The following is a 17150-nucleotide window of genomic DNA, read 5'->3' as shown; positions in this document are numbered from 1 at the left end:
ACAGTTTTAAGCCGCCAAAAATGCAAATAACCCCAGCAATAAAAACAGTTAGGCCGATTTTAAAATCAGCCCAACTTTTGTGGGGATTACTGCCCATTTTATACAGCCAGTTTTTAAGCATTATCCAGCGTTAAAAATGTGAAGTGCTATTTTTAGTAATATGAGTGTTCGCCGGCAGTATGCTCAGTCGCATCTTTGACAGCAGTTATCTCACCGGAAAAAGCTTCTAACATTTGCTTTTCAATGCCATCTTTGAGAGTAACATCAACCATTGAACAGCCATTACAGCCACCACCAAATTGCAATATGGCTTCACCTTTATCAGTGATCTCCATCAACATAACTTTGCCGCCGTGGCTGGCTAATTGTGGATTTATTTCCGCTTCAATCATATAACTGATGCGTTCAGCTAAGGGCGCATCACTGTCAACTTTGCGGGCTTTTGCATTTGGTGCTTTCAAGGTAAGTTGAGAGCCCATCTGGTCTGTTACAAAGTCAATTTCAGCTTCTTCTAAAAATGGTGCACTTTCTTGATCAACGACTGCGTCAAAACCATTAAATGTAAGCAATATATCGGTTTTTTCGACGGCATCCGGTGGACAATAAGAAACACCACATTCCGCACTTGGCGTGCCTGGATTGACTACGAATACACGAATATTTGAATCAGGTTCTTGTTTTTCAAGCAGTTTAGTGAAGTGAGCTTGTGCACTTTCAGAAATATTAATCATCAATCATTCCTGATGCTTATAAAATTAGGCGAACAGTTTAACAGAAATACCTGAGTAAAACACTCAAGTAATGTGATTCTGTTATGAAATTTTTAACTATCAAAGAATTGAGGCATACTGTACACCAAACAAGGTGTTCTACTACTTTAGTAGAAGCTGAGTGAGTTTTAAACCTTACTGGTTAGTCAAAATAATAATTAAATCTACTTTAAAGAGTTTTATATGAATTTAAAGCGTTATTGCGCCACTGTACTTTTTTTGTTTTTATCGTTTTCAGCTTCCGCTTTGACTGACTTAGATTATCTTCCAAAAGCCGTTAGTTATGACACGAATATTCCCAAACCAGCTGATATCTTAGGTACTCCTGTAGGAACTTGGCATGCAAGACATGATCAAATAGTTCGTTATATGGAAGTGTTGGCTGAAACGTCCGATCGGGTTAGTTTAACTGACACCGGTAGAACCCATGAAAATCGCCGTCTGCTGTTAATGACTATCACCTCTGCTGATAACCAAAAAAATATAAAAGACATCCAGAAACGTCATTTACAAGTGATTGAGCAAGGGGCCAAATCAAACAGTAGCGACCCGCTGGTACTTTGGATGGGTTACAGTGTTCACGGTGACGAATCGTCAGGCTCCAATGCATCTTTACTCGTCGCTTACTACTTGGCGGCAGCACAAGGGCCTGAAGTAGATAAATTATTAGAAAATAATGTGGTGTTGCTAGACCCATCTATTAACCCTGATGGTTTAGCGCGATTTGCTCATTGGGCGAATATGCATAAAAGTCAAAACCTTGTATCTGATCCAAATAGTCGAGAGCTAAGTCAACGCTGGCCTAGAGGCAGGGTAAATCACTATTGGTTTGATTTGAATCGTGATTGGTTATTGCTGACCCATCCTGAATCTCGTGCGCGTATCAAGCAGTTTCAACAATGGCGTCCCCATGTATTAACTGACTTTCATGAAATGGGATCTAACAGCACTTTCTTTTTCCAACCAGGTATTTCGTCGCGCAAAAACCCTTGGACACCAGAACAAAACGTCAAGCTCACCGAGGCCTTGGCCAATTTCCATGCGGCTGCGTTAGATGACAGCAAACAGTTGTATTTCACTCAAGAAGCCTATGATGACTTCTACTACGGGAAAGGTTCAACTTATCCCGATGCGCTAGGATCTATAGGTATTTTATTTGAGCAAGCCAGTAGTCGTGGGCATTTACAAGATACCGTAAATGGACCTCTTGCATTCTCAGATACGATTCAAAACCAGGTCACTACTTCGTTATCTACCTTCAAAGGCGCACTTGCGAATAAACAAGCGCTTATTGAGTATCAGTCTAGTTTCAATCAAGAAACCAAAGAATTGATTAAAGATGATCGAGTAAAAGGCTATTTAATCAGCGAAAGTCATGACAAAAGTCGCTTTAATGAGCTGATGAAAATACTACAGCAACATAAAATTGAACATTATCCATTAAACAAAAATGCTGAAATAGATGATCTGACTTATCACTCAGTGGACAGCATATTTGTGCCAACGGATCAGCCGAGATATCGTTTGGTAAAATCGATATTCTCCACTCGTAAACGTTTTGTCGATAATACCTTTTACGATGTTTCCAATTGGAATTTACCCTTAGCTTTTAACCTTCAATACACTGAAGTAGACAAAGGCGACTTCCGAAAACTCTCTTATGCTGATAAGCAAGCTGAATTGAGAGTAGATAAATTACCAGCCTTGAAATCGGGGGCTTATGCATATGGCTTCAGTTGGCAAGATTACAAGGCGCCTAAATTACTGCAGCGATTATTGCAAAGTGGCATAAAAGTCCGTGCCGCAGAAACGGCGTTTTCGGCGAAAACCAGTAGTGGAACCATTAGCTTTTCATCAGGTTCAATCGTCATACCTACAGGGCTTAATCAGCCAGACGATATGTTTGCAAAAATTCAATCCTTATCTACCGAGCTGAATATACCTGTTTGGTCAATTGAAAGTGGTTTAACAGGCCAAGGTATTGATTTAGGTAGTTCTAAAATGGCGCCGGTTACCTTGCCTAAAGTGATGATTGTTGGCGGTTTAGGTGTCAATCAATATGAAGCAGGTGAAACTTGGCATTATTTAGATACTCGAGTGGGAATGCCTGTATCTATTATTGATATGGATCGTCTATCCGGATTAGATATGTCTAGTTACACTCACATGATATGGGTCAGTGGAAAATACTCAAAATTGCCAGACGATGTCATTGAGAAAGTCGCCGAATGGGTTGATCAAGGCGGAGTGTTAATTGGTCAACAATCTGGAACTAAATTTTTAAGTGATAATGGCTGGTTAAAAGCCAATTTCATGAAAAAATCGGAAATACAGGATGCCTTCAATGCTAGTAATCTTAGTTTTGCTGACAGAGAAGCATTTGCTGCAAAACAGCGTATAGCCGGGGCTGTATTCGAAACTAAACTAGATATTAGTCATCCCCTTGGGTTTGGTTATAGCCGAGCGTTATTACCGGTGTTTCGCAATACTACTGACATACTCATGATGCCCGACAAACCCTTTATTACCGTCGCTCAGTACGCCGAAAAGCCATTAATGGCTGGATATGCCTCTGATGAGATGCAAGATCTTATATCCGATTCAGCTGCCATCGTTGCTCATCGATTTGGCAAGGGGCGAGTCATTGGATTTGTGAATAATCCCAATTTCCGTGGTGTTTGGTACGGGACTAGCCGACTAATGGGGAACGCAATTTTCATGTCCGGATTTATTGATTAATTTAAGATTAGTCAGGTTTATTATTTTTCGGAGTAATGCAAATTGACCACGCGTCAATTTGCATTTGCGGATATTCGCTGCGAATAGCTTCGGCAGCAGAATTCAAGGTTGCTCCCGTTGTTACAACATCATCAAACAAAGCAATATGATTAACCTGCTTCGTTAATGGCTGATTAATTGCAAATGCATCTTTAATGTTTTTTTGTCGTTGCTGCGCTGTCAATTCGGTTTGTGCTAAGGTTTTTTTCGGTCGCGCTAGGGTATCGGTTAAACAGGGGATGCCGCTTTGTTTAGCTATTTCTAACGCAATTATGGCGGCTTGATTATACTTTCTTTGCGCTAATCTAGAAGTGTGCAGTGGAATAGGAATAATTGCTTGCGGTAACTGGGATTGTGGTGGCCTAGCGTGCGCACAGAATAATTGTGCTAAGCCTCTGGCATGGATGCTTTTGTTGTGAAATTTTAACTGGGTTATTAAGTTTGAGAGCGGCCATTGGTATTCGGCAAGTGCAGTTAAACTGTCGAAATTTGCAGAAGATAATCCTAAACACACTGCAACATTGTTTAGTAGGTCGAATTGGTATTTTTCAAGCTCGAAATATGTAATATCACTATCGCAATAATCGCAGATTAAATATCCACTAGGTTGGTGACATAAAACACAGTGCTGATTTAGTTCCAACCAGGTTGTTACTTTTTTACTAAAATTGCGCCATTTGCTAATATTTGCTGACGTAAAGTAAAAGTGACTTAGTCCCATAAAATTCCTTATTAAATGAGAGCCCAATGAGCAACTCCCTTTTTTTTGAAACTCGTGGACAAGGTCCCAATCTAGTCTTACTACATGGTTGGGGGCTCAACAGCGGTGTTTGGGAACCTATTAGCCACATTTTGGAACAATATTTTCGTATCACTCTGCTTGATTTGCCTGGTTTTGGGCGCAATGCAGATGTATTACCGGCTCAATATGACTTAGATTCAGTTTGCAGTATGGTTGCTGATTGCATCCCGGACAAGTCTAGTTTTATCGGTTGGTCTCTTGGCGGTTTAGTCGCTCAACAACTTGCCATTAGCCGACCTGAACAATGTGAAAATTTAGTGCTAGTGGCTAGTTCGCCAAAATTTTCCGAAGCACAGGGGTGGCCCGGAATAAAAGCAAATGTTCTACAGGCATTTACACGTCAACTGGAACAAGACTTCAGTAAAACACTCGACCGATTCATGGCGATTCAAGCGATGGGAAGTGAATCTGCTAAACAGGATATAAAATTAATCAAATCACATATTCAGCAATATCCGATTCCAGATGATATTGCGTTACGGGCAGGGCTAAATATTCTGGCTAACACAGATTTAAGAGCACAAGTAGGTGGTATTAAGTGTCCTACGTTTCGCCTGTATGGACGCCTCGATAGTTTAGTGCCAGCCAAAGCGATCCCTCTCATTGAGAATTCGCAATTGTCTGATTTTACGCATGTTTTCCCCCATGCTTCCCATGCGCCTTTCATTTCCCATCCGGATGAGTTTATTGCTATTTTGTTTAAATGCTTAAACATAACGAGCTAGGTTTCCAATTTAATTGGAATAGGCTATAATTTGCACAGGTAATGGGGGTTATCTATGGCATTTGATGTAAGCAATAATGTGAATTCAGCGATCATATCTGGGACGCTTGGGTTGAACCGTGCGCAGCAAGGTATCACTGAGGCTTCGCTGGGTATTGCGCAAAGCAATAGTCAAGCTCAAACGCCGCAAGACGTGTTAGCTAATGCTGCAACTCAGCAGTTAGGCCAAGTTAGTCAACTACTGCCTACTGGCGGCGACTCCTTGACTGATAACTTACTTTCCCTTCAAATTAATAGTCGCAATGCTTTGGCATCTGGCAAAGTATTGGAAGTGGCCAATGATACGGTCGGTCGTATCATTGATGAGTTGGCTTAGGGCTCAAGGCCGTTTCTGATGAATATTGTCACCCCAACTCCAACAGCAATATTATTCCCCACGAATAATGTCAGTACTGATGCTGCTCGGAGAGACAATCAACAACGAGAAACCATCCCGCAAACAAGCAATGCAGAAAATTCTGCGGCTGAAAGTGGATTGGGCTCGGAGTCAGACCGTGTTAAAACCCCCAGTCAGCAAGTTCAGGTCACCTATGAGCGACCTCAAGCACAACAAAATAATCAAACACAAAATGATCGCACACAAGAAAATTTAGCTGACAAAGATAATGCTGAAGATCCTAGTGCGGGCAAAGAAGATGCTGAAAGCAAACAGCAACAACAACAATTAGCAGATCAACAAGAGATAGAAGAACTTAAAAGCCGTGATGCCGAAGTACGTTCACATGAACAAGCACATGCGGCAGTGGGTGGGCAATATGCTGCATCACCTACCTATGAATATGAAAATGGACCTGATGGCAATCAATATGCTGTTGGGGGGGAAGTGTCTATCGACATTTCTGAGGAAGATACCCCAGAAGAAACCATCCGAAAAATGCAGCAAGTACGGGCTGCTGCGCTGGCTCCAGCTGATCCTTCCGCACAAGATTTACGGGTTGCTAGTGAAGCAACTAAGATAGCGACGGAAGCGCGCTCTGATATTGCGCGAGAAAAAGCAGAGAGTGCTAAACAAGCTGTCACTAACAATATAGAACAACAGCTAGGCGACTCGTTAAATTCACAGGGTATTGAGTCTGCGGAAAACCCTATTGCCGCAAACACCCCAAATTTAGATGAAATTGTGGATGGGTTTGCAGCTGAACCACCCACTCGCTCGCTGGACCAAAGTGCCGATGTTGCTAGCTTAGAGCAAAACCGTGAACGTCTTGAAAATAGAGATAGCGGAATTTTACAGCGGGTATCGGTTATTGAAAATTTTTATCAGAAAGTATCTGAACCTCGATCTTCACAATTGCAATTTAGCGCCTAGTCTTTTTGAAAAAGTAAGTGTTCACTTACTTTTATATTCTTTGTTTATCTAACCTCACAATATCCGGCTACTGATCCATACAATACTTTTGTTGTCAGTTTCCTCACACACAAGTATTACCCTATGTGTGAGGACAACCTTAACAATTAGCAATTAAGATCAAAAACCTTACTTTTGTTTCGCTTTAGCAAACGCATCCGCAAAGGCGTTACCCATGGCAGCATTACCTTGGGCGGGGGATTTTTTGCGATGATTATCTCGGCCTTGGTTTTTAGTCGGCTTGGCGTGTTTATTGGTGCCTCTATTGTCGGCTTTTGAATGATTGTCTCTAGCCCCTTGAGGTTTGGCAGTGTTGTCATCTAACTTCATGGTGAAAGCAATTCGCTTACGCTGCTCATCTACTTCAATGACTTTCACCTTAACGATGTCACCAGCTTTTACCACTTCTCTGGGATCAGAAATAAACTTGTTAGTCATAGCGGAGATGTGTACCAAACCATCTTGATGTACACCTACATCGACAAATGCACCGAAATTAGCAACATTGCTGACTACACCTTCTAAAATCATGCCTTCTTTCAAGTCAGATATTTTTTCAACACCCTCTTTGAATGCAGCGGTTTTAAACTCAGGACGGGGATCGCGACCGGGCTTCTCAAGTTCGGCGATTATATCGGTGACTGTGGGTAAACCGAAATTCTCGTTGGTATAGGTCTCGGGAGATAACGCTTTAAGAACTTCTTTGTTGCCAATCAGATCGTTCACTGCGCAAGCTGTTCTATCCACGATTTCATTCACCACAGGGTAAGCTTCAGGGTGCACCGCTGAGGCATCTAATGGATTGCTGCCGTTAACGATTCTTAAGAATCCAGCTGCCTGCTCATAGGCCTTTGGGCCCAATCTTTCAACATTCAATAAATCTTTTCGTTGGGTAAACGCGCCATGTTGATCACGAAACATCACTATATTTTGCGCTAACGTCCGGTTCAAACCAGATACATGAGATAAAAGTGCGGGAGATGCGGTGTTCACATCGACGCCTACCGCATTTACACAATCTTCAATAACATGCTCTAGAGATTTACCAAGATTACTCTGGCTAACGTCATGCTGGTACTGACCTACTCCGATCGCCTTAGGCTCAATTTTCACAAGCTCAGCCAATGGATCTTGTAGTCTGCGAGCGATGGACACTGCCCCACGCAAGGATACGTCCATCCCAGGTAGCTCCTGAGACGCCAACTCAGATGCAGAATAAACCGAGGCGCCAGCTTCGCTGACAACAATTTTACGTAGGTTTAATTCTGGCGCTGATTTAATCAGCTCCGCCACAAGTTTGTCGGTTTCCCTTGAGCCTGTGCCGTTGCCAATACTGATTAGCTGGACTTTATACTGTTTGCATAAGTTGGCTAGTGTACGTAACGATTTGTCCCACTGATTTTGCGGTACATGTGGAAATATTGTGTTTGTCGCTACAACTTTACCTGTGGTATCTACTACAGCGACTTTTACACCCGTACGTAAACCAGGATCTAAACCCATAGTGACTTTAGCGCCCGCCGGAGCGGCCATTAATAAGTCATTTAAATTACGAGCAAAAACACCAATAGCTTCTTCTTCAGCTTGTTCTCTGATGGCACCAAACAATTCAGATTCCATATGCAATTGGATTTTTACTTTCCACGTCCATTGCACAACAGTCGCTAACCATGCATCGGCAGGCTTACCATTAAATTGCAAATTCAAATGCTCGCGTATGATACTTTCGCAATAAGCACTGCGGTCGTTTTCTTCCCGTTGCGGATCTGCATCAAGGTTGACTTGAAGTAACCCTTCATTGCGCCCACGAAACATGGCTAGAGCTCGATGTGAGGGGACTTTACTGATTTTTTCGCTATGTGCAAAATAATCAGAATATTTAGCTGCTTCTTTTTCTTTACCACTGACCACAGTACTTCGGATATGTGCATTTTGCTGTAAATAGCGACGCACTTTTTGCAGTAACGCAGCATCTTCAGAGAAGCGTTCCATTAAAATATATTTGGCACCGTCTAATGCACTTTTTACATCCGCGACACCGGCCTCTGGATTGACGAAACTCTCAGCTTCTGTTTCTGGATTGAGTTGTTGATTAGCAAACAGCTTGTCGGCTAATGGTTCTAAACCTGCCTCTATGGCAATCTGCCCTTTGGTGCGTCGTTTCGGTTTGAATGGTAAATATAAATCTTCCAATTCGGTTTTATTTTCAGACGCCCGTATCTTTTGACTCAACTCTGGCGTTAATTTGCCCTGCTCATCAATAGATTTCAGGATCACCACCATACGCTCCTGCATTTCGCGTAAGTAGCCTAAACGTTGCTCTAACGCTCTTAACTGCGCGTCATCCAGGCCAAAGGTGGCTTCTTTTCTATAACGAGCTATAAACGGTACTGTTGCACCGCCGTCTAATAATTCAACAGCAGCGTTAACTTGTTTCTGCTCAACGCTGAGTTCGCTAGCAATTTTTTCGATGATCATACAAGACCCTTGATAAGGCGTTATCGCCTTGGAAAACTGAAAATAGGCTAATTAGAGCCCAAAAATAAACAGCCGCAACTTTAACAGTGCAGCTGAAGATAAAAAACACTTAACCGTGGTTATTTTTCATATTCAATACTTTTTATTAACCAATTGAACTCACCGGCCTCGGTGCGCACGGTTGCTTCCTCGTCAACTTCCTTCTTCAATAATGCTCGCGCCATGGGAGAGTCGATGGAAATACAATCTTTACGGGAAAAGATTTCGTCGTAGCCGACAATTTGTAAGCGTAAGGTTTTGTCGTCTTCATTTTCTATTTCCACCCAGGCACCAAAAAATACTTTGCCTTCTTGCTGTGGTGAATAGTCGACTACTTTTAAATGTTTGAGACTTTTTGTGAGATAGCGAATGCGTCTGTCAATTTCTCGCAAACGTTTCTTATTGTACTGATAATCGGCGTTTTCACTGCGATCACCTAAGCTTGCGGCCCAAGTTACCTTTTTCGTTGTTTCAGGACGCTCTACTCGCCATAAGTGTTCGAGTTCATTCTGTAATTGTTGGTAACCCTTGCGGGTAATTAACGGGGTTCTCAAGCAAAAAACCTCTTTTTTATTAAACACTGTTGTGGATACAAAGACTTAGCCAATAGTTGCCAAGTAGTGATCTAACTATAAATTATAACTGCTGTTTTATTAGTCAAAAACGTTCCAAGAAACAGCTAAATTTTGCATGAAAAAAAACAAAATTGGACTATCATTAAACATAGTTAAGCGACGCACTGAAGCGTAAAGTAAATCGTAAAAAAATGTCGTCTTAACCTGCGCTGTAGCTGGCTTTTCTACCGAGTATGTTACAGTGTTTTGTTATATAACGTAAATAAATCGAAGGTGACTTTTTAAGGAGGCCTATCGGTAATAAAAACGTCGGCAATGAACATCAATCCTGTTCAGCCGTGTATACAATTAGGTAGTACAATTTAATTACAAACCCGGGTTTATTTCGGGCCTTAAGGTCGACTAGAAAGACCAATAAAAAACGTGGAACTAGGTACAGCAAGGATCACGCTGATAGCAAAAAATAAAGCCGGAAGTCAAAATGACTTCCGGCTTTTTTATGTATTTAACCTAATAGGAATATTCTATTATTCAACGGCTTCTTTATTTAAGATATCCAGCAACTCAACTTCGAAAATAAGTGTTGAGTTTGGTGTGATTTTACCTGTAGCACGTTCGCCATAAGCAAGTTCTGATGGAATATAAAATTTATATTTAGAACCAACAGTCATTAACTGCACACCTTCAGTCCAACCAGAAATCACACGGTTAAGTGGGAAAGTAGCAGGTTCACCTCGGCTATAAGACGAATCAAATTCAGTACCATCTAATAAAGTACCACGGTAATGTACTTGAACAGTATCTTCAGCTGAAGGGCTATCGCCTTCTGAGGAAATCAGAACTTCATATTGTAAGCCTGACTCAGTCTCAGTGACGTTTTCTTTCTTGGCATTTTCAGCTAACCACTGTTTGCCTTTTTCGATATTTTTCTCTGCTAGTAGCAATTGACCTGCTTGCATTGCTTTATCAATGTCTGCATTCAATTTTTGAATTTCGCCTTGTTCCAATTGAGATTGTGCTTGCATGGCTGCTGCAAAGCCTTTCAAAATTAGTGCTCTATCAAGTTCAACGCCCATACTTTCTTGAGCGGCTAAACGTTGCTCAACAAAACCACCTACGCTTGCGCCAAACGCATAAGCCTGTTCTTCTTCTGCGGATGTGAATTTAACTTCTTCAATCTGTAACGGGTCGGCTTTTTGTTGACAAGCAGTTATGCCGAAAACAGAAGCGACGACAAATGCAATAGCTGCCTTTTTCATTCAATTTCTCCAAAATTTCTAAAAATCAATTTGCTTATTTCCACAAGCAAAAAGTCCAAATGCGTCTTTTTAAAGTTGGGCAGAAGTCCAACGTCCTCAAAAATATTTGCGGGGCAGTTTAAATCTATCTGGATAAACTTGCTAGCAACAAACGACAGGAAAACAGATGCAATAACCACTATATTGTAAGCTATTAACCTTACCTCTCGTTGTGAAACGCGCATTTTAAGGTGACTTGGGTATATACTAAACGAACTGACCTAATACACAAACTTGAATAGACAGTATGCACAAAACTGTGGACCGAATAATTTTGCAAAACCGATTTAAATTAATTTGGATAGTCTGTATTTTTGCACTGAGCGCATGCAGTGGCGTGATCAGTGAGCCTGATAAATCTATTCGACATGCTATTGAAGGCACTTATGCGGCAGATATTTCTGCGGATAGTAAGTTGGCGGTAGTCTCTACAGCACAACAGGGAATTCTAGTTTGGGATTTAGTTGAACAAACAGAAAAATATAAGTGGAGTCACCAAGAAGAAGGCCATGTTAATAATACCGTTGGCATAGTGCATATAGCTGCTGATAGCAGTTATGTGGTGACCGCCGATAGAGAAGCTTTTGCACTTTGGAATCTATCCACTGGTGAACCTGAAGGTTTTTGGCGAATAGATGAAGCAAGTGTTCGCGATATTGCTGTGAGCAACAATGGCCGTGGTGTTTTAGTCGGTCGAGGTAACGGAAAAGCCATGTTTTTCGAACCTGCCACAGGACGCCGCCTCGAGTTTCTGGGACACCAAGAAAAAATAAATAGTGTTGATATTTCGCCAAATGGGTTTTACGCACTGACCGGTGGCAACGACTATGTTGCCTACCTGTGGGATACTCGCAGCGGGCAAGTGATACACCGTTTCACTCATTCAAGTCGCGTCACTAAGGTCGCGTTAGATGATTTAGGTCGTTATGCATTCACCGCAGACAGCAAGCGCGGGGCAAGAATTTGGAACGTGCAAACAGGTGAAGAGATAAGTCAATTATCTTATATACAGCGCCAAAAAATATTCAGTGTCGCCACGTTTTCCGAAGACGGAAAATATTTAGCCACAGGATCACCAGGCAGAGCGTTAAACCTTTGGTCAGTGGCGACCGGCAGTGAAGTACAAGAGTGGCGTGTCACCCCTAAGGAGGGTACGCAACCACAAAGTGCGGTAGTGTATGCTGTGAGCTTCAATCAAAATAATCAGCTATTATCTGAAAGTAGCAGTGGGCTGGCCGAGTATTGGCCATTTGAACAGGAAGATTAGTAAAACAATGAGTACCGATTTACACAGTGAAATAGCGCATCTGCAAACGCAGTTAGCGTTTCAAGAAGACACCATAGAACAACTTAATAAAGCGCTCGCAGATCAGCAGATTCAAATTGATAGAATGGCATTTCAATTGAAACACATGACCGAAAGAATGAAGCAGATTGAGCCGTCAAATATTGCTGATTCCAGTGAAGAAGCACCGCCACCTCATTATTAGAGTTGCCTATAAACAAGGTTCGTTGTTGCGCTGATTATCGAATCTTGTTTATCTCAGTTTCTAACTAATTCACCATTTCCCTCAAGCCAGTTTGCTGAACAACATTGGCTTGTTAGGTGATTTACTTAAGTACGTAAATGCACCAGACCATGTTACTAACTTCAATTGCCGCAAAGTTAACTTGTTTATGCTCTTACCCGTAAGATGTAGAGCCGCATAATCAGGGATTGAGTTGAATGTTGCGGATGAGGAGCTTCAAATTTAATGCGCTGCGACGATTGCCACTGCTGCCTTCAAGTGTCTACACCCTCGACCTTTTGGTTTGACCTTCCAAACCTATCTCGTGGAATTCGCAATTTTCCATAGGCAGCTAATCGCGAATATGCGTTTAAGGTTTGAAAACACCAATCACGCTTTCATTTTGCCGTTTGGCTGAGTCAACTTGCTTTTCAGTTTGTGATTCTGTGTAGTCACATTCTACACAGGCGAGCTTTTCGACATTGTTTTCGAAAAACAGCATTATTGTATCTTGCGCTTTACACTTTGGACATATAGCACCGGCGACAAAGCGTTTCTTAGTTTTGTTAGTCATTGATATCTGCTACTTGAATGGAATAATTAGCTTTTCAGTTGTGCACAAACGCGCAATTTCAAGCGGTATAAGTATATAATACGCCAATTCAACTAATTTGATTAGTATTCTTCGTAAATGATTCAAATTTCAGATCTGATTTTATTGCGAGGCAGTAAAGTCCTCCTCGAACACGCATCTGCGACTATTTATCCAGGCCACAAAGTGGGGCTTATTGGTTCTAATGGCTGTGGTAAGTCTAGCTTATTTGCCTTGCTACGACAGGAGTTACATCCTGATGCGGGGGATTGTCAATTACCCAAAAATTGGCAAATTGTGTCGGTGGCCCAGGAAACTCCAGCGTCAAATCGCAGTGCGATAGACTACGTAATTGATGGTGATTTGCTGTATCGACAATTACAACAGAAGTTGGCAACGGCTGAAGAAAATCATGATGGTGAAAAAATTGCCTTGCTACATGGTCAATTGGAACACGCTGGGGCTTATGATATCGAATCTCGAGCCGCGACCATTCTGGCTGGCCTAGGCTTTAGTCACCATCAAATTACAAAACCAGTCACTGACTTTTCAGGTGGCTGGAGAATGCGTCTTAACCTTGCTCAAGCATTGCTATGTCATTCTGATTTGCTGCTACTTGATGAACCTACCAACCACTTGGATTTAGATGCGGTTATTTGGCTAGAAAGATGGCTAACAAGATATACAGGAACATTGATTCTTATATCACATGATAAATCTTTTCTTGATAATACGGTGAATGAAATACTCAGTGTGGAAAGCCAAAAGCTGATTAGTTACACCGGAAACTACGCGTCTTTCGAGCGTCAGCGTGCAGAACGATTACGCCTACAAGATTTGGAATATCAAAAGCAACAAGCGAAAGTCGCTCATCTTGAATCATTCATTAATCGCTTCAAGGCTAAAGCTAGCAAAGCAAAGCAGGCGCAAAGTCGGATTAAACAATTAGAGAAAATGGAAGATTTGCTGCCAGCCCATGCGCAATCGCAGTTTTCATTTGAGTTTTTTGCCCCACCTAAATTACCTAATCCATTGGTAAAAATGGAACAAGTGCAAGTGGGTTACGATGACACTGTGATTATTGATAGTTTACATCTGAATTTGGTCCCAGGCAGTCGAATTGGATTGTTAGGACGAAATGGCGCAGGTAAATCGACCTTAATTAAATTGTTGGCAAACGAAAAAACGCCAATGAGCGGTGAATATATGACATCTGCGGGGCTGAGCATTGGCTATTTTGCACAGCATCAGCTTGAATTTTTGCGACCTCAAGATAGTGCGTTAGATCATCTTTATCGACTCGATAAACTTGCCCCTGAACAGGCATTACGGGATTTTTTAGGCGGCTTTGGATTTCATGGTGATCAGGCATTAGGAAAAGTTGAGCCTATGTCTGGTGGCGAAAAAGCGCGTTTGGTTCTCGCCTTATTGGTGTATCAAAAACCGAATCTTTTGTTATTGGATGAGCCTACCAACCACTTGGATCTTGAAATGCGCCATGCTCTTAATATCGCGTTGCAGAGCTTTGAAGGGGCAATGGTGTTAGTTTCTCATGATCGTTTCCTACTCACTTCAGTTTGCGATGATTTTTATTTAGTGGATAGCGGCAAGGTGCAGCCCTTTGATGGTGATCTAGAAGACTATCGCGATTGGTTATTAAAGGATGCTAGCCAGAAAAGCGCGAATAAGAATATAGATTCTTCAACGGCTAAACCTGTAGAGAACAAATTTGATCGGAAGAACACAAAGCGACTAGAAGCTGAGTTTAGGCAAGCTACACAAGGATTGCGTAAAGCAATTCAAAGCGCCGAAAAGAAGATGAATCAGTGTTCTGAGAAGCTTGCAAAAGTCGAGTCGGAACTCACTGATGTTGATCTCTATCTTGATGAAAACAAGGCAAAATTGAAACAGTTGTTACTTGAGCAGGGCAATATAAAAGGAGACTTAGAAGAGGCCGAAATACTGTGGATGGAGGCTCAAGAAGAGCTCGAATTAAAACAACAGGAATTTGATGAACAACAATTGGTTAGCTGAGGATTTTTGGCAGTTTTCTTTACGTCATTATGCTAAATCGGAAGTAAAACGTTTAACTCTGCAACTGCAGAATGAATACTCTATGAACGTAAATCTGCTGCTAATATGTGCATATCTCGATACCCATAATCGACAGGTAAGCTCATCTCAATTTGTTGAGTTATCAGAATTTATTGCCCCTTCAGTCGCACAAGTGGAAACCATTAGGCGTTTACGAATAGATGCCAAAACGAACAAGCCAAATACTTACGCAAAACTGTTAGAGCAGGAATTGGAAGCTGAAAAACAACAACAAACACTGATTATCAGTTTTTGCAATCAGCATAATCTAGATGCCAAAAGAAAATCTAATTTTTACCATTATTTAGACTCCCTTGAATCCCTAGATACTGCTGATTTAAAGTGTATAGTGGAACAACTGGCCGCCACAATTTCTAGTAATCAAACTAATCTTGAGATATGAACGATAAATATAAATTTGCCACCGAAGCGAATAAAAATAGAATAAAACGAAGTGATTTCAAAGCGCCGTTTTGGGCTAAAAACCGTCATGTTCAAACCTTATGGCCAAGGTTTATTCAGCGTCGTCGTCCTTTAGCTTTACGGGTAGAAAAACTGAAACTGCCTGACAGCGATAGCGTAAAAGTGGTTTGGGGGCAGCCAGAATCACCGGAAAATAACAAAGGGATTGCGGTGCTATTTCATGGTTTAGAAGGCTCTGTGAAATCTCATTATGCCAATGATCTTATGGCTGAATTGCAGTCTCAAGGTTGGCAAACCGTGTTAATGCATTTTCGTGGTTGTGGAGGTGAGCTGAATACCACGCCTCGCGCTTATCACTCAGGTGAAACTGAAGATGCTAGTTACTTTATGGCTTGGTTGGATAAAAAATTTCCTGATTTACCTAAAGTGGCAATCGGATTTTCATTGGGTGCCAATATGCTACTCAAGTTCTTAGGGGAAACGCCGGCGCAAAAATTTTTAAAAGCAGCGGTAGCCGTTTCTACACCATTTAAATTGGCTGAATGTGCTGACAGTATTAACCATGGCTTTTCTAAAGTGTATCAAAGCTATTTGCTAAAAAGTATGGTGAAAACCCTACGTTCAAAAATGCGACTTATTGACTATAAAGGTTTGATTCCCATTGATGATAAAAAAGTTGCCAAATTGGCAAACTTTAGAGATTTTGATCAAAATGTTACCGCGCCATTACACGGCTTTGCTGATGCCGAAGATTATTACCAAAAGTGCAGTGCAATTAGTTTTCTCAAGCATATTGAAACCCCCACCTTGGTTCTCCATTCTATTGATGACCCCTTTATGAATGAGGCGGTTTTACCTAAAGAACACGAGCTTTCTGAGGCGGTTCAATTGGAGTTGAGTGACACCGGCGGGCATGTGGGATTTTTACAAGGTACTCCTTGGAAGCCCAACATATGGTTCCATAAACGTATTTCTGATTTTATTGCGCCCTTTTCAATCCACAAAGGTGTTAAAGAATGATTATTCCTTTAAGTGACATTGCTCCAGAAACCTTGAACAATTTAGTTGAAGCCTTTGTTCTTCAAGAAGGAACCGATTACGGCGAAATGGAATATGATCTTGAACAAAAAGTTAATCACGTCATGATGCAACTTAAGTCGGGGCAAGCTTTTGTACAGTATTCTGAATTACACGAAAGCGTGAATATTGTGACCAAGGAGCAGATCCAAAATTAGATTGTAGGCAGGAGCGTTTACTCCGCGCTTTGGATTGGTTTTATCTTATCTTTTCACGGCATAAATCCGGTGCTACAGGTTTTTAGGCGGGAGCGTTTGTCCCGCGCTTCGGATTGGTTTTATCTTATCTTTTCACGGGATAAATCCCGTACTACAGGTTTTTAGGCGGGAGCGTTTGCTCCGTTTTGGATTGGTTTTATCTTATCTTCTCACGGGATAAATCCCGTGCTACAGGCTTGTAGGCGGGAGCGTTTGCCCCGTTTTGGATTGGTTTTATCTTATCTTCTCACGGGATAAATCCCGTACTACAGCTTTTTAGGCGGGAGCGTTTGCACCGCGCTTGGGATTGTTTTTGTCTTATCTTTTCACGGGATAAATCCGGTGCTACAGGTTTTTAGGCGGGAGCGTTTGTCCCGCGTTACAGGT

General features: G+C 41.7%; 16 protein-coding genes. 10 read left to right on the top strand and 6 right to left on the bottom strand.

Annotated features, from left to right (window positions below; genetic code table 11):
* Nucleotides 1-152: 152 nt before the first annotated feature.
* Nucleotides 153-731, bottom strand: coding sequence for a Fe-S biogenesis protein NfuA (nfuA, locus tag VUI23_RS20505; RefSeq protein WP_216047790.1), 579 nt, complete (start codon nt 729-731; stop codon nt 153-155).
* Nucleotides 732-953: 222 nt separating this feature from the next.
* Here nfuA and VUI23_RS20500 point away from each other — a divergent pair, with 222 nt between their 5' ends.
* Nucleotides 954-3509: a M14 family metallopeptidase gene (locus VUI23_RS20500; protein WP_216047791.1), complete on the top strand. Its 2556-nt coding sequence runs from the start codon at nt 954-956 to the stop codon at nt 3507-3509.
* Between the two features lie 7 nt (nt 3510-3516).
* On the opposite strand, the gene VUI23_RS20495 is transcribed toward VUI23_RS20500, so the two are convergent.
* Nucleotides 3517-4269 carry a ComF family protein gene (locus tag VUI23_RS20495; protein ID WP_342805789.1) on the bottom strand — a complete coding sequence of 251 codons (753 nt, stop codon included), beginning with the start codon at nt 4267-4269 and terminating at the stop codon, nt 3517-3519.
* 26 nt (nt 4270-4295) lie between these two features.
* Here VUI23_RS20495 and bioH point away from each other — a divergent pair, with 26 nt between their 5' ends.
* The 3 genes from bioH to VUI23_RS20480 are packed head-to-tail and all read left to right on the top strand — an operon-like array spanning nt 4296 to nt 6443.
* On the top strand, nt 4296-5075 hold the full coding sequence (gene bioH, locus VUI23_RS20490) for a pimeloyl-ACP methyl ester esterase BioH (RefSeq protein ID WP_342805787.1): 780 nt from the start codon (nt 4296-4298) through the stop codon (nt 5073-5075).
* A gap of 54 nt (nt 5076-5129) precedes the next feature.
* Nucleotides 5130-5450, top strand: coding sequence for a hypothetical protein (locus tag VUI23_RS20485; RefSeq protein ID WP_342805785.1), 321 nt, complete (start codon nt 5130-5132; stop codon nt 5448-5450).
* A gap of 18 nt (nt 5451-5468) precedes the next feature.
* Nucleotides 5469-6443 (top strand): putative metalloprotease CJM1_0395 family protein, encoded by a 975-nt coding sequence (locus VUI23_RS20480; protein WP_216047795.1) that lies wholly within the window; start codon nt 5469-5471, stop codon nt 6441-6443.
* Nucleotides 6444-6611: 168 nt separating this feature from the next.
* Here the strand turns inward: VUI23_RS20480 and VUI23_RS20475 are convergent, their stop codons facing one another.
* The 3 genes from VUI23_RS20475 to VUI23_RS20465 form a co-directional block, all read right to left on the bottom strand.
* A complete protein-coding gene (locus tag VUI23_RS20475) occupies nt 6612-8960 on the bottom strand; it encodes a Tex family protein (protein WP_342805783.1) in 2349 nt (782 codons plus the stop codon).
* A 119-nt stretch (nt 8961-9079) separates the two neighbouring features.
* The gene (greB, locus tag VUI23_RS20470; protein WP_216047797.1) at nt 9080-9553 is read right to left on the bottom strand and encodes a transcription elongation factor GreB; all 474 of its coding nucleotides are present in this window, start codon (nt 9551-9553) and stop codon (nt 9080-9082) included.
* 548 nt (nt 9554-10101) lie between these two features.
* Nucleotides 10102-10833 (bottom strand): FKBP-type peptidyl-prolyl cis-trans isomerase, encoded by a 732-nt coding sequence (locus tag VUI23_RS20465; RefSeq protein WP_216047798.1) that lies wholly within the window; start codon nt 10831-10833, stop codon nt 10102-10104.
* 286 nt (nt 10834-11119) lie between these two features.
* Between VUI23_RS20465 and VUI23_RS20460 the strand changes: the two genes are divergently transcribed.
* Both VUI23_RS20460 and VUI23_RS20455 read left to right on the top strand, forming a co-directional pair.
* Nucleotides 11120-12139, top strand: a complete 1020-nt coding sequence (locus VUI23_RS20460) for a hypothetical protein (RefSeq protein WP_342805781.1) — start codon at nt 11120-11122, stop codon at nt 12137-12139.
* A 7-nt stretch (nt 12140-12146) separates the two neighbouring features.
* Complete coding sequence (locus VUI23_RS20455) at nt 12147-12362, top strand: SlyX family protein (RefSeq protein ID WP_216047800.1); 216 nt, start codon at nt 12147-12149, stop codon at nt 12360-12362.
* Nucleotides 12363-12750: 388 nt separating this feature from the next.
* Here VUI23_RS20455 and VUI23_RS20450 read toward each other — a convergent pair whose 3' ends face one another.
* Nucleotides 12751-12954 carry a YheV family putative zinc ribbon protein gene (locus tag VUI23_RS20450; RefSeq protein WP_216047801.1) on the bottom strand — a complete coding sequence of 68 codons (204 nt, stop codon included), beginning with the start codon at nt 12952-12954 and terminating at the stop codon, nt 12751-12753.
* Between the two features lie 117 nt (nt 12955-13071).
* On the opposite strand from VUI23_RS20450, the gene VUI23_RS20445 reads away from it, so the two are divergent.
* Genes VUI23_RS20445 through VUI23_RS20430 form a run of 4 tightly spaced genes read left to right on the top strand, consistent with a single transcriptional unit; the run spans nt 13072 to nt 16724 of the window.
* A complete protein-coding gene (locus VUI23_RS20445) occupies nt 13072-15006 on the top strand; it encodes an ATP-binding cassette domain-containing protein (protein ID WP_342805778.1) in 1935 nt (644 codons plus the stop codon).
* Entirely contained in the window at nt 14984-15469 is a 486-nt protein-coding gene (locus VUI23_RS20440) for a TIGR02444 family protein (protein ID WP_342805776.1), read from the top strand. Before VUI23_RS20445 ends, VUI23_RS20440 begins: the two co-directional genes overlap by 23 nt.
* Nucleotides 15466-16509 (top strand): hydrolase, encoded by a 1044-nt coding sequence (locus VUI23_RS20435; RefSeq protein ID WP_303500288.1) that lies wholly within the window; start codon nt 15466-15468, stop codon nt 16507-16509. Before VUI23_RS20440 ends, VUI23_RS20435 begins: the two co-directional genes overlap by 4 nt.
* Nucleotides 16506-16724: a YheU family protein gene (locus tag VUI23_RS20430; protein ID WP_216047805.1), complete on the top strand. Its 219-nt coding sequence runs from the start codon at nt 16506-16508 to the stop codon at nt 16722-16724. Before VUI23_RS20435 ends, VUI23_RS20430 begins: the two co-directional genes overlap by 4 nt.
* The last annotated feature ends 426 nt before the right edge of the window (nt 16725-17150 follow it).

The sequence above is a fragment of the Alteromonas sp. M12 genome, assembly GCF_037478005.1.
Classification (GTDB): domain Bacteria; phylum Pseudomonadota; class Gammaproteobacteria; order Enterobacterales; family Alteromonadaceae; genus Aliiglaciecola; species Aliiglaciecola lipolytica_A.
The sequence above is the reverse complement of the archived record's forward strand: the minus strand, read 5'-3'. Positions and strand labels throughout refer to the sequence as shown.

Coding starts and splice junctions, on each gene's coding strand:
- nfuA (WP_216047790.1), bottom strand. CDS start 731: ATGATTAATATTTCTGAAAGTGCACAAGCTCACTTCACTAAACTGCTT.
- VUI23_RS20445 (WP_342805778.1), top strand. CDS start 13,072: ATGATTCAAATTTCAGATCTGATTTTATTGCGAGGCAGTAAAGTCCTC.
- VUI23_RS20455 (WP_216047800.1), top strand. CDS start 12,147: ATGAGTACCGATTTACACAGTGAAATAGCGCATCTGCAAACGCAGTTA.
- VUI23_RS20495 (WP_342805789.1), bottom strand. CDS start 4,269: ATGGGACTAAGTCACTTTTACTTTACGTCAGCAAATATTAGCAAATGG.
- bioH (WP_342805787.1), top strand. CDS start 4,296: ATGAGCAACTCCCTTTTTTTTGAAACTCGTGGACAAGGTCCCAATCTA.
- VUI23_RS20430 (WP_216047805.1), top strand. CDS start 16,506: ATGATTATTCCTTTAAGTGACATTGCTCCAGAAACCTTGAACAATTTA.
- VUI23_RS20475 (WP_342805783.1), bottom strand. CDS start 8,960: ATGATCATCGAAAAAATTGCTAGCGAACTCAGCGTTGAGCAGAAACAA.
- VUI23_RS20485 (WP_342805785.1), top strand. CDS start 5,130: ATGGCATTTGATGTAAGCAATAATGTGAATTCAGCGATCATATCTGGG.
- VUI23_RS20460 (WP_342805781.1), top strand. CDS start 11,120: ATGCACAAAACTGTGGACCGAATAATTTTGCAAAACCGATTTAAATTA.
- VUI23_RS20500 (WP_216047791.1), top strand. CDS start 954: ATGAATTTAAAGCGTTATTGCGCCACTGTACTTTTTTTGTTTTTATCG.
- VUI23_RS20440 (WP_342805776.1), top strand. CDS start 14,984: ATGAACAACAATTGGTTAGCTGAGGATTTTTGGCAGTTTTCTTTACGT.
- VUI23_RS20480 (WP_216047795.1), top strand. CDS start 5,469: ATGAATATTGTCACCCCAACTCCAACAGCAATATTATTCCCCACGAAT.
- VUI23_RS20465 (WP_216047798.1), bottom strand. CDS start 10,833: ATGAAAAAGGCAGCTATTGCATTTGTCGTCGCTTCTGTTTTCGGCATA.
- VUI23_RS20450 (WP_216047801.1), bottom strand. CDS start 12,954: ATGACTAACAAAACTAAGAAACGCTTTGTCGCCGGTGCTATATGTCCA.
- VUI23_RS20435 (WP_303500288.1), top strand. CDS start 15,466: ATGAACGATAAATATAAATTTGCCACCGAAGCGAATAAAAATAGAATA.